The organism is Rhizobium sp. SU303 (assembly GCF_021052345.1).
GTDB classification, from domain to species: domain Bacteria; phylum Pseudomonadota; class Alphaproteobacteria; order Rhizobiales; family Rhizobiaceae; genus Rhizobium; species Rhizobium laguerreae.
This window is the reverse complement of record NZ_CP088099.1, coordinates 25,677-40,167: the sequence shown is the minus strand read 5'-3', so window position 1 is coordinate 40,167 and position 14,491 is coordinate 25,677. Positions and strand designations below refer to the sequence as shown.

Genomic DNA, 14,491 nt, shown 5'->3' with positions numbered 1-14,491 from the left:
GGTGGCAGGAAGTGATGGCCGGAAGCCTCGTCGCTTCCGGCCGGGTCCGCCTTACTTCTTCTGCCAGCTCTTGACGAGTTCGTCGTAGTTGACAGTGACCGGCTTGTCCTTCTCGTTCTCGACCTTCAGCTGCGGGGCAAGGTTGCCGTTCTTCACCGCATCCGCGTTCCAATAGGCGAGATCATGCTCCTCGGCGAGTTTCGGGCCAATGTCGCCCTGGACCTTGGCGCGTTCCAGGCGCTGCAGCACCTTTTCCTGTTCGGCGCAGAGCGAGTCCATCGCCTCCTGCGCCGTCTTGGCGCCGGAAGAGGCATCACCAATCGCCTGCCACCAAAGCTGAGCGAGCTTCGGATAGTCAGGAACGTTCGTACCGGTCGGCGACCACTGCAGGCGGGCGGGCGAACGATAGAATTCGATCAGGCCGCCGAGCTTCGGCGCACGATCGGTGAAGGACTTGTGATCCAGCGTCGACTGGCGAATGAAGGTCAGGCCCATGTGGCTCTTCTTCACGTCGACGGTCTTCGAGGTGACGAACTGGGCATAGAGCCAGGCCGCCTTGGCGCGGTCGTCAGGCGTGGACTTCATCAGCGTCCACGAACCGGCGTCCTGATAGCCGAGCTTCATGCCGTCCTTCCAGTAGACACCATGCGGGCTCGGTGCGAAACGCCATTTCGGCGTGCCGTCCGCATTGACGACCGGCAGGCCTTCCTTGACGAAATCGGCTGTGAAGGCCGTGTAGGTGAACATCTGCTGGGCGACTTCGCCCTGCGATGGGACCGGGCCGGACTCGGAGAAGGTCATGCCCTGGGCGGCAGCCGGTGCATAGGCCTTCATCCAGTCCAGATATTTCTGGATGGAATAGACCGCAGCAGGGCCGTTGGTATCGCCGCCGCGCGCGACGCACGAGCCGACCGGACGGGAGTTCTCGTCGACCTTGATGCCCCATTCATCGACCGGCTTGCCGTTCGGGATGCCCTTGTCGCCGTTGCCGGCCATAGACAGCCAGGCATCGGTGAAGCGCCATCCGAGCGATGGGTCCTTCTTGCCGTAGTCCATATGACCGAAGACCTTCTTGCCGTCGATCTCGCGGCCGGTGAAGAACTCGGCAATATCCTCATAGGCCGACCAGTTGACCGGCACGCCGAGATCGTAGCCGTACTTCGCCTTGAAGTCCGCCTTGTTCTTCTCGTCGTTGAACCAGTCGTAACGGAACCAATAGAGGTTCGCGAACTGCTGGTCAGGCAGCTGGTAGAGCTTGCCGTCAGGCGCCGTGGTGAAGGACTTGCCGATGAAGTCGTCGATGTCGAGGCCGGGATTGGTGACATCCTTGCCTTCGTTGGCCATCCAGTCGGTCAGCGAGCGGGCCTGCTGATAGCGCCAATGGGTGCCGATCAGGTCGCTATCGTTGATATAGGCGTCATATATGTTTTCGCCCGACTGCATCTGCGTCTGCAGCTTCTCGACCACATCGCCTTCGCCGATGAGGTCGTGCGTGATTTTGATGCCGGTGATCGCCGTGAAGGCGGGCGCCAGCACCTTCGATTCGTATTCATGGGTCGTGATAGTTTCGGACACGACCTTGATGTCCAGGCCGGCGAAAGGCTTTGCAGCATCAACGAACCACTGCATTTCCTTTTCCTGGTCGGCGCGCGGAAGCGCCGAGAGATCACCGACTTCCTTGTCGAGGAACGTCTTGGCCTCGTCCATGCCGGCATAAGCCGATGCTGTCATTGCCAGCAGCAAGCCTGCTGTCGTCGTCAATAAGTGCCTTCGCATAATATCCTCCCAGGGTTTGCGATTGCAGTCACGTCTCAGGCGGCCAGTATCCCCGGCCATCTGTCTTCTCCTTGCCTTCACACGTAGCGGAAGACGCCGATGGCGTAGACCACGGAGATGGCAAGAGCCCACCACAGGTTGGGCCCACCGAGCCCAAGCCATGCAAGATGAATGAAAGCGCTGCCCAGCAGCGAAATGAAGAGCCGGTCGCCGCGCGTCGTCTCGAAACGCAGCACGCCCGTGCGCGGCGAGCCGCCCGGCGAAAAATATTCCCAGACACTCATGGCGATCAGAAGCGCCAGGATCGTCAGGAAGAACAGCGTTGTCGGCAGCGTCCAGGCCATCCAGGAAAAATTCATGACCGTCTCCTCCTCAAACGCGCCCGAGCGCGAAGCCCTTGGCGATGTAGTTGCGGACGAAATAGATGACGAGTGCGCCCGGAATGATGGTGAGCACGCCGGCAGCCGCCAGCACGCCCCAGTCCATGCCCGAGGCGGACACCGTTCGCGTCATGATCGCCGAGATCGGCTTTGCCGCCGTCGTCGTCAGCGTGCGGGCAAGCAGCAGCTCGACCCACGAAAACATGAAGCAGAAGAAGCCCGCGACACCGACGCCACTGGCGATCAGCGGAATGAAGATCTTGATGAAGAAACGCGGGAAGGAATAACCGTCGATATAGGCGGTCTCGTCGATCTCCTTCGGCACACCGGACATGAAACCTTCGAGGATCCAGACGGCGAGCGGCACGTTGAACAGGCAATGGGCGAGCGCCACGGCAATGTGGGTGTCGATCAGGCCGAAGGCCGAATAGAGCTGGAAGAACGGCAGCGCGAAGACCGCCGGCGGCGCCATGCGGTTGGTCAGCAGCCAGAAGAACAGGTGTTTGTCGCCGAGGAAGCGGTAGCGCGAGAAGGCATAGGCTGCCGGCAGCGCCGCCGCGACCGAGATCACCGTGTTCATCACCACATAGATGATCGAGTTGATATAGCCGTTATACCAGGACGGGTCGGTAAAGATGACTGTGTAGTTACGCAGCGTCGGGTTCGTCGGCCAGAGCGAGAAGGCGCCGGTGATTTCGGAATTCTCCTTGAAGCTCATATTGACGAGCCAGTAGATCGGCAGGATCAGGAAGATGATATAGATCGTCGGAACGAGCCAGGAGAGGCTGCCTGCAGGTTTGTATTTGTTGCTCATATCTCGCCCTCCCTTAGCTCGCGTCGCTGCTGGTCATCACGGTGTAGAACACCCATGAGAGCAGCAGGATGATGAGGAAGTAGATGATCGACATTGCCGCCGCCGGACCAAGATCGAATTGGCCGACGGCCGTCTTCACGAGGTCGATGGACAGGAAGGTCGTCGAGTTGCCAGGCCCGCCGCCGGTGACCACGAACGGTTCAGTATAGATCATGAAACTGTCCATGAAGCGCAGGAGCACGGCAATCAGCAGTACCCGCTTCATCTTCGGCAGCTGGATGTAGCGGAAGACGGACCAGCGCGAGGCGCCGTCGATCTTGGCGGCCTGGTAATAGGCGTCCGGGATCGACACCAGGCCCGCATAGCAAAGCAGCACGACGAGGCTTGTCCAGTGCCAGACATCCATGACGATAACCGTCACCCAGGCATCGATGGGATCGCGGACATAATTATAGTCGAGGCCGATGGCTTCGAGCGTGTGGCCGAGCAAGCCGATATCGACGCGTCCGAAGACCTGCCAGATGGTGCCGACGACGTTCCACGGAATGAGCAGCGGCAGCGCCATCAACACCAGGCAGACGGGAACGCCCGGTCCTGATTTCGGCATATTGAGCGCGATGAAGATGCCAAGCGGAATCTCCAGCGCCAGGATGATGAAGGAGAAAAGCAGATTTCGCTGGAGCGATTCCCAGAAGCGGTCGGAATGCAGGGTCTGGACGAACCAGTCGGTACCGGCCCAGAAGAACTCGTTATTGCCGAACGTATCCTGCACTGAATAATTGACGACGGTCATCAGCGGGATGACGGCCGAAAACGCCACGAGCAGCAGCACCGGCAGGACCAGAAACCAGGCTTTGTTATTCCACGTCTTCTGCATGGCTCAGGCCTCCCTGCCGACACGCCAACTGTCGGCGTAGATGCTGATGGCGGACGGATCGAAGGTGACGCGGGCGTCCGCGGGAATGTCGGCGTCTTCAGTCACGACGATGGCGATCGGTTGGCCGGCAAAGCGGGCGCGCACGATCTTCTGCCGGCCGATATCCTCGACCTTGCTGATCGTGACCTGCATGCCCTCCCGTCCGAGGCGAATGAATTCGGGACGGATTCCGAGTTCGGTTTTGGCCGTGCCTGACGTCTTCGGCGCGTAATCGAGCGTCAGTGTCTCGTCTCCGACCTTGACCGCGCTGCCCTCGATCCTGGCCGGCATGAAATTCATGCCCGGCGAACCGATGAAATAGCCGACGAAGGTATGGCTCGGCCGCTCGAAGAGCTCGGCCGGCGTGCCGATCTGGACGATCTGGCCGTCATACATGACGACGACCTTCTCGGCGAAGGTCAGCGCCTCGGTCTGGTCGTGGGTGACATAGACCATGGTGAAGCCGAACTGCTTGTGCAGCCGCTTCAGCTGCGAGCGCAGCACCCATTTCATATGCGGATCGATGACGGTCAGCGGCTCGTCGAACAGGATGGCGTTGACGTCGTTGCGCACCAGTCCGCGGCCGAGCGAGATCTTCTGCTTCTGATCGGCGGTCAGGCCCTGCGCCTTGCGCCTGGCCCAACCGGCGAGATCGATCATCTCGAGGATATCGCGGACGCGCCGGTCGACATCCGCCTCGGCCACACCGCGGTTGCGCAGGGGAAAGGCGAGATTGTCGTAAACGGTCATCGTGTCGTAGATGACGGGGAACTGGAAAACCTGGGCGATGTTGCGGCTCTGCGTCGAAAGGTTCGTGACATCGTTGCCGTCGAACAGGATGCGGCCGTGCGAGGGCTGAAGCAGGCCGGAGATGATGTTGAGCAGCGTGGTCTTGCCGCAGCCGGAAGGGCCGAGCAGCGCATAGGCGCCACCATCGTTCCATTCGTGGTCGACTTCCTTCAGGGAATAATCCTTGTCGGACTTCGGATTTGCGCCGTAGGCGTGGCGGATATGGTCGAGCGTGATGCGTGCCATTGTGCTCTCCTATACCTTTCCGGCCGCGGCGATGGCGCGGCCGTCGCTGCCGAAGGCCATCAGGTGGCGGGTGTCGAGAAAGGCCTCAACCTCCATGTCGGGATCGATGTCGTGAATGCCATGCGCCAGCATCACCCAGCGCACACCATCATATTCCAGGTGAACGAAGCTCTCCGAGCCGGTGATTTCGGAAACCAGTGTGCGCGCCGGCAGGCGGGCCGCGTCGCCGGTCTGCGGCGCAAGGCCGAGATGATGCGGGTGAAAGGCGATGGTGACGGGACCATCCGGCACGATGGCCAGATGCGAGGGAACCGAGATCGTCACCCCGCTCGGGCGCATGAAGATATTGCCGGATTTCGTGACGTCGAGGGCGTTCAGCGGTGGATCGGCGAAAATGCCGGCGGTGGCGAGATCGACGGGTCGGCGATAGACCTCGATCGTCGGCCCGAACTGGGTCACCCGGCCCTGGTTCAGCGTTGCCGTGTTGCCGCCAAGCAGCAGTGCCTCGGAAGGCTCGGTGGTGGCATAGACGAAGATCGCGCCGGATTGGGCAAAGATCTTCGGTAGTTCCTCGCGCAGTTCCTCACGCAGCTTGTAATCGAGATTGGCGAGCGGCTCGTCCATCAGCACGAGGCTGGCATTCTTGACGAGCGCGCGCGCAAGCGCCGTGCGCTGTTGCTGGCCGCCGGACAGATTGAGCGGGGTGCGGTCGAGATAAGGCGTGAGCTTCAACAGCTCGGCAGCCTTGCGCACCTCACTGTCGATCGTCGCAGCATCCTTGCCCGATATGCGCATTGGCGAGGCAATGTTGTCGTAGACCGTCAGCGCCGGATAGTTGATGAACTGCTGGTAGACCATGGCGACGTTGCGCTTCTGCACCGGCATGCCGGTGACGTCGGCGCCGTCGAAATGGATGGAGCCGCCGGTCGGCCGGTCGAGCCCCGCCATCAACCGCATCAGAGAGGTCTTACCCGCGAGCGTCGGCCCGAGCAGGACGTTCAGCGTGCCCCGCTCGAGAACCAGATCGGTCGGATAGATATGATAGTCCGCGCCCACCATCTTGGCGGCGTTTCGCAGTTCAAGCATTCCGATTCCCGTGCCTCCACGCATCGGGGACCACATGGCTCCTACCCGGCCATCGCCGGCATGGCAGCCATGTACTCCTCCAGTGACTGGGCCTGCTCCTTCGAAAGGCGCAGACCATCCTTTGTTCTCCTCCACAGCACGTCTTCGGCGTGCCGGGCCCATTCATGTTCGACGAGATAGGTGACCTCTGCCTCGTAGAGATCGCCGCCGAAAAGCCGTCCGAGATCGTCGATGCCGCGGGCATTGCCAAGCAACAGCTCTACCCTGGTGCCGTAGCGGCGCACCAGGCGGCGGGCAAGCGGATCGGCGAGGAACGAATAACGCCGCCTCAGCTTGTCAACCTGTGCCTCGTAACCGCGGACCGGGAAGTCGCCGCCCGGCAGATGGCTTTTGGCCGTCCACGGGGCGCCCTTGGCGCCGATTGCAGCACCGATCTTCTCCAGCGCATGTTCGGAAAGCCGGCGATAGGTGGTGAGCTTGCCGCCGAAGATGTTGAGCAGCGGCGCGGCACCTTCGCCTTCCAGCTCCAGCACATAGTCGCGCGTCGCCTCCTGCGCCTTTGAGGCGCCATCATCATAAAGTGGCCTGACCGCAGAATAGGTCCAGACGATATCCTCCGGCCTGACCGGCTCCTTGAAATATTCCGACGCCGCATTGCAGAGGTAGACGGTCTCCTCCTCGGAGATCCGGACATCCCGGGGATCAGCGGTATAGTCGCGATCCGTGGTGCCGATCAGGGTGAAATCGCCTTCATAGGGAATGGCGAAGATGATGCGGTTGTCGGGATTCTGGAAGAAATAGGCTCTCGCATCGTCGAACTTCTTCTTCACGACGATATGGCTGCCCTGGACAAGGCGGACATGGTGGGCTTCGTTCTGGCCGAAGGCGGAACGAATGACATGGTCGACCCAGGGACCGGCGGCATTGACCAGCATGCGGGCCTGATGGCTGTCATTGCGACCGGTGAGGGTATCGGTGGTCTCGATCTGCCACAGGCCATTCTCGCGCCTTGCCGACACCACCTTGGTGCGCGGCATGATCAGCGCGCCCTTGTCGGCGGCATCGCGAGCGTTCAGCACCACCATGCGGGCATCGTCGACCCAGCCGTCGGAATATTCGAAGGCCTTGGAAAACAGCGCCTTCAGCGGCTTGCCGGCCGGATCGCTGCGCATGTCGAGCACCGATGTCGGCGGCAACAGCTTGCGGCCGCCAAGATGGTCGTAGAGGAAGAGGCCGAGCCGGATCAGCCAGGCCGGGCGGATGCCGCCCTTGTGGTAGGGCAGCACGAAGCGCAGCGGCCAGATAATGTGCGGCGCCATCGCCCAGAGGATCTCGCGCTCCATCAGCGATTCGCGCACCAGGCGGAACTCGTAATGCTCGAGGTAACGCAGGCCGCCATGGATCAGCTTGGTGGCGCCCGACGAGGTACCCGAGGCGAAATCGTTCATCTCCGCCAGCGCCACCGTATAGCCGCGCCCGACGGCATCGCGTGCAATGCCGCAACCGTTGATGCCGCCACCGATGACGAATATGTCGTGAATATTTCGGCCCAATTCCCCCTCCGAGCCCGCCGTCGATTTCGCATCGCACAAAACTTGCGCAATTGCGAAAGTAACATCAGTTAAAACGAAAGGAATACGAATGTCAAACGAATGTTTGTGAGGGGTCCGTTGTCTAGCGAGATCTGCCGTTCGTTTCGATCAGTTTCACATTGTTTTCGAGGCAGAGATTGCGGATCGACGGCACAGGACAGCGATCGGTGATGAAGGTATGAACCTGGGAAAGCTGACCGATCCTGACCGGTGCGGTACGTTCGAACTTCGTCGAATCGGCAACGAGAATGACATGCCGGGCATTGGCGATGATGGCCTGGGCGACCTTCACTTCGCGAAAATCATAGTCAAGAAGCGCGCCATCGATATCGATCGCCGACGCGCCGATCACGGCGTAATCGACCTTGAACTGGCGGATGAAATCGACGGCTGCCTCGCCGACGATCCCGCCGTCCGAACCGCGCACGACCCCGCCGGCAATGACGACCTCGATTGCCGGAAAAAGGCGTAACCTATTGGCAACGTTGATATTATTGGTGATCACCATCAGCTCGTGATGGTTGGCGAGCGCCTCGCCCACCGCCTCTGTCGTCGTTCCGATATTGATGAAGAGCGAGGCCCCGCTCGGAATCAGCTCGACCGTGGCAATGCCGATCGCCTGTTTCTCGGAAGCGGCGATCTGACGGCGCGCTTCGTATTTGACATTCTCCGTCCCACTCGGGAATGTGGCGCCGCCATGGATGCGCGTCAGCACCTGCGCATCGCAGAGATCGTTCAGGTCCTTGCGGATCGTCTGGGGCGTCACCGAAAAGCGGGAGGCGAGCTCCTCGACCAGCACCCTGCCGCTCGATTTCGCAATCGCCACGATTTCAATTTGCCGGTCGGTCAAGAACATGAGCGCGCGCCTTTCGATCTGCTTTCGTTTTAAAGAAAGCGAACCGCAGCGCAATGCCTATCTGTTACCGGGCCGCCTTCACGGCCCGAATTCGACGCTACCGCTTCCGCATCACGTTGACGACGAGCACACCGAGGATTGCCATGACGCCACCGACCGCGCCGAGCGCTGTCGGCGTTTCGCCCAGCCAGACGAACCCGATCAGCGTGGCGACCGGGGGAACACCATAGAGGAAATTCGAGGCGCGGGCGGCCGTCAGCCGCTTCAGGGCGATTGCCCAGGTGAGATAGCCGATCGCGGTCGGGAAGATAACGAGATAGGCAACGCCCCAGTTCACCTCCGCCGGTGCAGCGGCCAGCGCCTGAATCGTCGCCGGGACGGCCGGAAACAGTGGCACGGAACCGATGAGCAGGATCCAGGCAGTGACTGCAAGCGCCGGCAACCGCCCGAGCAGCGGCTTCTGCAGCACGCTGGCGATCGCCGAGCAGAGCGCTGCCCCGAGGATGAGGACGGCATTCGGATCGAGCTTGAAACCGTCGTCGGAGGCGACCGCAATCAGCGCCACGCCGCCGAAGGAAACCGCGGTGCCCGCCCAGCCCCAGCGGCCGAAGCGCTCGCCGAGCGCGAATGTGGCGATGAGGGCGGTGAAGACGGGCATGGTGTTGATGATGAAGCTTGCCGGTCCCGCCGCAACGGTCTGCTCGCCGGTGTTCAGCAGAACCGCATAGGCGGCGATGAAAAGCACGGCGGCAACGGAGAGACGAACGAAATCGCGTTTTTCCGGCATCGGCCGATAGATGACGAGATAGACGAGGGCGATGACGCCGGCTGCCACATAACGCGCCGTCGCCAGTTCGATCGGCGTCAGCGGTCCGAGACAGATGCGGATCACCACGAAGGAGGAAGCCCAGAAGAGGATGGTGACGACGATCGCCGCAAAGGCGACCAGATCGAACCTGCCTTGCTGTTTCGTCGAAACCGGTACGCTTGCCACCATGCTCATTTTCGCCTCCATGTGTTGCTGCGACAGTGATTAGGCCTTCGATGCGTGCTTGAAAAGCATCGCAATCGATGATCAAATGTGCGTATGGTTCACAGCTCGCCAGTTCTTCCGCCGCTCGATACGCTCGAGACCTTTGCCCGCGCCGCCCGGCTGGGATCGTTTTCGGCTGCGGCCGAGGAAAGCGGCATCACGCACGGCGCGGTGTCGCGCCAGGTCTCGCGCCTGGAGCGCTGGATGGGCGTTCGCCTGTTTGCGCGCGAAGCCCGAGGCGTGCGCCTGACGCCGGAAGGCATGCGGTTTTTCGCGCGGGCGGAAGAAGCACTTACGCTGCTCGGCAATAGCGGCGAACGCTGGCTGCCTCGCCGCAACAAGGCGGTAGTACGCCTTTCGGTGACGCCCTCTGTCGCCTCTCTATGGCTGTTTCAACGCCTGCCGAAGCTCGAAGGAAACGAGCTGCATGTCGAGCTGACGCTCGAACACCGGCTGGCGGATTTCGGCGAAGGCACGGATCTTGCCATTCGCTGCGGCAAAGGACCATGGGCTGGCGTGCGCGCCCTGCCGCTCTGGCAGGAGAAATCGTTTCCGATCGCCGCCCCGGCGCTGGCGGAGCGGCTCGGGCAGCGCTCCGATGCCTTGGCGCTGCTCGATCTGCCGATCCTTCACGATTCGAATATTGAAGGCTGGCGGCGCTGGCTCTCTCGTGAGGGCGTCGACTATATACCGCGCGGCCATGATCGGCGCTTCGAGGACTACAATCTGGTGATCGATGCCTGTGCGCAAGGGCTCGGCATCGCGCTCGCGCGGCCGCCGCTGTCGGATGCCGCGCTGGCCACCGGGCGCGTCGTCGCGGTGTCGGAGCGGACGCTCGATTACCATGTGGCCTTTCACCTGATTAGACCGGACGAGGCCCTGAGAAGCCCTGCCATCGAATTCGCCAGCCGCTTCCTGCGCGAGGCCGGCCATGACGAGGCGACGATCGCTACTTTTATCGCACCCGGCCGGGCGAAAACGTAGGCGGATCGGACGGCCCGCGCTAGATCGAGCCAGTTGATCTCACAGCAGACAAACGACGGCATTGCCGCTGCGGGCCAAGGGAAGGAAACCGCGGCGCCAGCCACTCGATACCAAGAAAGTCGAGGCCGCCGTGAAGCTTGCTAATGCTGGAACTTCGCCGTCGGAAACTGCCATACCACTTGGCCTAGGCCGCTCAACTGTTTATCGCGAATGCACCGGCTAGGTGCCAGACGCTCCGAGCAACAGGATTTCTTATGATACGCAACTCCTCGCAAAGTATCCTGAGACACACGGTACGATCCGATGCAGAGAAAGCGCGCATTTGTGCCGCTAACAATGCAGACTTGTATCAGGCGATGTTCCGTGCCCATGGACTACCTGATCAGCGAACCAGTGCATTTTGGTCAAGCGATGCGATCGCACCCCCCTACTATTCCAACTTGACGACACTTGACCCGGATGCGACAGAGGAACAGCTGATTGAAATCGGTCGGCTGACAGATCGGCTAGGACGGCGACCTGGTTTCAAAGACGGGTTTTCCAGGCTCGATCTCGTCAACAAAGGGTTCCAGTTGTTGTTTTCCGCATCATGGATTTGGGCTGAACCTCACAGAATTTCAGCGCGTGAGCCTCAAAATTGGGCACGCATTCGCGATGCTGCGGCACTGGATCTCTGGGAAAATTCTTGGAAAGAGTCTGGTAGCCAGACCGATGCCAACGTCTTCACACCGGCCCTGCTTTCCGATCCCAACATGCATATCTATGGTCGATGGGCCGGCAACGGTATTGATGCGGGCTGCATCGTAAATCGATCACCGGAGGCTGTAGGAATCTCCAATATCTTTAACTTGGCTGGTACGCCGCAGGCCTTCCGAGATGCCATTTCGTTGGCCACTATCGCCTTTTCACGCGATGTGCCGCTAGTCGGGTACGACAGTGGCGCAGCGCTAGACGAGATGACAAAGCTGGGCTTCAGGTCAGTCGGCAAACTGAGAATTTGGCTATCTGACGACGGTTCCTAAGTGTCTTTCATTATTTGTTCTTCAATAGCGTAGTTTGATGGGAAACCAACGCTACGGCCTCTATTAGTGCTACGGCGGCGTGCCGCAGCTGTCCCAGATCTTCAGATAGTGCCCAACCAGGATCTCGTCCTCGTCGGGCGTTGCCATTCGAATATCCATCATGTCGTGATCCGGCTTGGGCATGCGAGGGTGCGAAATCGCGCCGCAGACGAGATGACGTCCCCTGCCGCGACGCGGCAGGGGATGTCAAAAAGACCATATCAATTCGCTGGTGTGAGCGTCATCGAGGCGCTACCGGCCGCAACGTTGAGGCCGAGCTGACCGGTCAGGCTGACCGTCTGCAGATGGATCGAACCGGAGGTGCCACCAACCAGGAGATTGGCGCCGACACCGGCGCCGAGCGTGGCTTCGGCGGTGGCGCCGACATAGAGGCCGGCGAGCGATCCGCGGTGATAGCCGGCCGTCGGCGCGAACACGGCCCAGATCAGGCGGCTTCGCGTGGTGAAGCCAAGGTCGATGCCGAGCTTTCTCATTTCACCCGTATAACGATCCGAAAGTTCGTTGCCGACGGTCGACTGGAAGATGCAGTCGGCCTCTTTGGAGGAACCGAGCACGTAACCCGTGCCGCCGCCGATATCGCAGGTGAGGTAACCGATCTTCACGCCATTGCGCAGGTCCGGCTCTTCATATGTCCTGGTGCCGAGATCGGCGGCATTGACCGCCCCAGCGCCGACAAACGTCAACGATACCGCGGCAAACGCCGTCGCAAGAATTTTGTTCATAAGTCTCTCCTTCTCAAATCGTGACGGGAGCATACCCGGCTACTCGCCACCAGATTCGGCAACAGATAACGGACGGAACCGCAAAACGATCCCGAACCGGCATCATTTACGCATCGCATGTCAAAGCGCCTGGGAGGGCGCAAGCGACAAACTCGCTTACGGTTCAGCTCCCATTGGGACATTTCGAAGGCACCTTTTCGCGTCATCCGTTTATTTCACGATCTTGTCAGGGATGGTTGCCGGAAAGGCACGATCCTGATCGCCGTCAACTCTCGACGAGCGGTATCATGCACATCGCAGGCGCCCCTATTTGGATAGGCGATCGATAATCGCGCAGGTTGCCATGCGGTATAGATAGCTGTACTATTTGAAAATACTCTCCATGCAGTACTGCAACTGGAGAGGAAACGGCATGATTGCTTTGGCATTGCCGCAGAATTTCCGCTTGTTTTCCGGAATTCTGCTTCTGTTCGAACAGAAACTAAGTCTGAATTTGAGAAATATAATCAGGCGATATTTTCGCGGGGGCCGGACAATCGTACGCCCGCCGATCTCTATTGGAGATAACGGGTAATTTATCGGGAGGGAAAGATGCGCATACGCAGGACAAACATCATACTGGCGGGATGCCTTGCCATCTCCGCCTGCCAGTCCGGCCCGACGTCGCAGGCCGTCTCGGATCGTAATTCCGAATTCGGCTGCATCGCGGGAACCGTCGGCGGCGCGATTGTCGGTGGCTTGATCGGCAGCACGATCGGCGCCGGAACCGGGCAGGTGCTTGCTGTCGGCGCCGGCATCGGCGGCGGTGGTTACGTCGGCAACCGTCTGGCTTGCCGCTAATTGGGGAGGGATATCAAGCGATGAAGACCTTGGCTTTGGTGACCACATTCGTACTGTGCCAATGCGTTGGGGCAGTGGCGCAACAACAGCAACAGCCCGGATCGATGTATCAGGGCCAGATGGATGGGCTTGACACAAATACCAGCAAGACCGTCGACCGATCGGAATACCAGACCTTCATGGGCACGGCTTTCGGAAGTCTCGACAAGAACGAGGACGGCAGCCTGCAGTCCGACGAGACGGTGCAGATCCTGACGGTCGAGCAATTCACTTTGACCGACGCGAACCACAACGGCCGCATCAGCCGAAGCGAATTCATGCAGCGGGTGATGGCGGATTTCGCGACAGCCGACCACGATCGGGACGGAAGCCTTCATTGACGGAGACATGAAACCGAATGTGGCAATAAAGAAAAACCCGGCGATGTGCTTCGCCGGGTCTTTATACTTTAATCTGTCCGCGTTATACTTTTCGCATCAGTCGCATGACGAGCGATACGACGAACAGCACCAGGAAAATGAAGAACAGAACCTGGGCAATGGAAGCTGACGCCCCTGCGATGCCGCCAAATCCGAGGACGCCGGCAATCAAGGCCACGACGAGAAATACCAGAGCGTAGTAAAGCATCGCAATCTCCTTGTACGTTGCTGCGGAGATAACGGAGGCCGCCCCATTTGGTTCCCGTCCGTCTGATGGCCGGGACATGCAACGTCGCATCAGCTCCATTCAGCCGACGTGAAAGACGCCGCTGTACATCCGGTCGCCTTCATTCGGCTCGGGAGGTTCGGCTGCGTCGAGATAGGCCTTAAGCGGCCCGGTCAGGACGAACCAGATGCTGGCCCCCAGCATGAAACAGGCTCCCACCGGATCGTCGATGCGGGCGATGAACGGAAGGCAGGCCGATGCGAAGAGGACAATGATCCGCACCGACCACTCCGCCTCACGTTTGGCGATGGCGCGCGCTCTCAGCGACTTGTATTCCCGGGCGCCGTAACCGCCTTGCCCTGCCTTCACAGCCGAAAGCAGCTTTCGAGCGGACGGCAGCGCCAGCATCACCAGCGCGGCAACACTGAGCGTGAAAGTCTCGCCGGCCATGACCTGCCCGCTCGCGATCAGGAGAAAGGAGAGCACAACGAGGTTCCATGTCGGCTCCAGCAACTCCGGCGGTTGCCGCGTGCGGAGATGCCAACTCCGCAGCAAACCCGCCGCGCCGTGCAGTAGCGGCTGATCGATATAACGATTGATCCAGTCCATGCCGATGCGCCGTCCCCGATTGCATGAAGAGGCCTCCGAACACCACGGAATTTGGTCATCATCGTGGCAATAACCGCCGAATTCGCTCTTCGCTCGGAAGAAGCGGCCCGTCCGTGAGGCC

At 60.4% G+C, this 14,491-nt stretch carries 16 protein-coding genes and 2 pseudogenes; 5 read left to right on the top strand and 13 right to left on the bottom strand.

Features of this window, described 5'->3' with window-relative positions; all coding sequences use genetic code 11:
* Window positions 1-51: 51 nt before the first annotated feature.
* From RlegSU303_RS33225 to RlegSU303_RS33185, 9 genes are all read right to left on the bottom strand, one after another.
* Window positions 52-1,776: an ABC transporter substrate-binding protein gene (locus RlegSU303_RS33225; RefSeq protein ID WP_131719416.1), complete on the bottom strand. Its 1,725-nt coding sequence runs from the start codon at window positions 1,774-1,776 to the stop codon at window positions 52-54.
* Between the two features lie 77 nt (window positions 1,777-1,853).
* On the bottom strand, window positions 1,854-2,135 hold the full coding sequence (locus RlegSU303_RS33220; protein ID WP_003549529.1) for a DUF2160 domain-containing protein: 282 nt from the start codon (window positions 2,133-2,135) through the stop codon (window positions 1,854-1,856).
* Window positions 2,136-2,148: 13 nt separating this feature from the next.
* Window positions 2,149-2,970: a carbohydrate ABC transporter permease gene (locus RlegSU303_RS33215; RefSeq protein WP_017957584.1), complete on the bottom strand. Its 822-nt coding sequence runs from the start codon at window positions 2,968-2,970 to the stop codon at window positions 2,149-2,151.
* A 13-nt stretch (window positions 2,971-2,983) separates the two neighbouring features.
* Window positions 2,984-3,847 carry a carbohydrate ABC transporter permease gene (locus RlegSU303_RS33210; protein WP_017957585.1) on the bottom strand — a complete coding sequence of 288 codons (864 nt, stop codon included), beginning with the start codon at window positions 3,845-3,847 and terminating at the stop codon, window positions 2,984-2,986.
* A gap of 3 nt (window positions 3,848-3,850) precedes the next feature.
* Window positions 3,851-4,921, bottom strand: coding sequence for an ABC transporter ATP-binding protein (locus RlegSU303_RS33205; RefSeq protein WP_017957586.1), 1,071 nt, complete (start codon window positions 4,919-4,921; stop codon window positions 3,851-3,853).
* Window positions 4,922-4,930: 9 nt separating this feature from the next.
* Window positions 4,931-6,007, bottom strand: coding sequence for an ABC transporter ATP-binding protein (locus RlegSU303_RS33200; RefSeq protein WP_017957587.1), 1,077 nt, complete (start codon window positions 6,005-6,007; stop codon window positions 4,931-4,933).
* A 41-nt stretch (window positions 6,008-6,048) separates the two neighbouring features.
* Complete coding sequence (gene glpD / locus RlegSU303_RS33195; RefSeq protein WP_231284155.1) at window positions 6,049-7,560, bottom strand: glycerol-3-phosphate dehydrogenase; 1,512 nt, start codon at window positions 7,558-7,560, stop codon at window positions 6,049-6,051.
* A gap of 121 nt (window positions 7,561-7,681) precedes the next feature.
* The gene (locus RlegSU303_RS33190; RefSeq protein WP_017957589.1) at window positions 7,682-8,455 is read right to left on the bottom strand and encodes a DeoR/GlpR family DNA-binding transcription regulator; all 774 of its coding nucleotides are present in this window, start codon (window positions 8,453-8,455) and stop codon (window positions 7,682-7,684) included.
* 97 nt (window positions 8,456-8,552) lie between these two features.
* Window positions 8,553-9,470, bottom strand: a complete 918-nt coding sequence (locus tag RlegSU303_RS33185) for a DMT family transporter (protein WP_094088940.1) — start codon at window positions 9,468-9,470, stop codon at window positions 8,553-8,555.
* Window positions 9,471-9,542: 72 nt separating this feature from the next.
* Between RlegSU303_RS33185 and RlegSU303_RS33180 the strand changes: the two genes are divergently transcribed.
* The 3 genes from RlegSU303_RS33180 (at window position 9,543) to RlegSU303_RS33170 (ending at window position 11,494) form a co-directional block, all read left to right on the top strand.
* Window positions 9,543-10,472: a LysR family transcriptional regulator gene (locus RlegSU303_RS33180; RefSeq protein ID WP_094088941.1), complete on the top strand. Its 930-nt coding sequence runs from the start codon at window positions 9,543-9,545 to the stop codon at window positions 10,470-10,472.
* 130 nt (window positions 10,473-10,602) lie between these two features.
* The gene (locus RlegSU303_RS34445) at window positions 10,603-10,695 is read left to right on the top strand and encodes a helix-turn-helix domain-containing protein (RefSeq protein WP_245500408.1); all 93 of its coding nucleotides are present in this window, start codon (window positions 10,603-10,605) and stop codon (window positions 10,693-10,695) included.
* A gap of 31 nt (window positions 10,696-10,726) precedes the next feature.
* Window positions 10,727-11,494: a hypothetical protein gene (locus RlegSU303_RS33170; protein WP_094088942.1), complete on the top strand. Its 768-nt coding sequence runs from the start codon at window positions 10,727-10,729 to the stop codon at window positions 11,492-11,494.
* Between the two features lie 72 nt (window positions 11,495-11,566).
* Here RlegSU303_RS33170 and RlegSU303_RS33165 read toward each other — a convergent pair.
* Together RlegSU303_RS33165 and RlegSU303_RS33160 are read right to left on the bottom strand one after the other, a co-directional pair.
* Window positions 11,567-11,677: pseudogene (locus RlegSU303_RS33165) on the bottom strand (GNAT family N-acetyltransferase); the annotation flags it as partial.
* 77 nt (window positions 11,678-11,754) lie between these two features.
* Entirely contained in the window at window positions 11,755-12,276 is a 522-nt protein-coding gene (locus RlegSU303_RS33160) for a DUF992 domain-containing protein (protein WP_017957594.1), read from the bottom strand.
* Window positions 12,277-12,867: 591 nt separating this feature from the next.
* Between RlegSU303_RS33160 and RlegSU303_RS33155 the strand changes: the two genes are divergently transcribed.
* Window positions 12,868-13,116, top strand: a complete 249-nt coding sequence (locus tag RlegSU303_RS33155; protein WP_017957595.1) for a membrane protein — start codon at window positions 12,868-12,870, stop codon at window positions 13,114-13,116.
* Between the two features lie 20 nt (window positions 13,117-13,136).
* Complete coding sequence (locus RlegSU303_RS33150) at window positions 13,137-13,496, top strand: EF-hand domain-containing protein (RefSeq protein WP_131719417.1); 360 nt, start codon at window positions 13,137-13,139, stop codon at window positions 13,494-13,496.
* 82 nt (window positions 13,497-13,578) lie between these two features.
* On the opposite strand, the gene RlegSU303_RS33145 is transcribed toward RlegSU303_RS33150, so the two are convergent.
* The gene (locus RlegSU303_RS33145; RefSeq protein ID WP_003549551.1) at window positions 13,579-13,743 is read right to left on the bottom strand and encodes a DUF1328 domain-containing protein; all 165 of its coding nucleotides are present in this window, start codon (window positions 13,741-13,743) and stop codon (window positions 13,579-13,581) included.
* Window positions 13,744-13,842: 99 nt separating this feature from the next.
* Window positions 13,843-14,432: pseudogene (locus RlegSU303_RS33140) on the bottom strand (hypothetical protein).
* Between the last annotated feature and the right edge of the window lie 59 nt (window positions 14,433-14,491).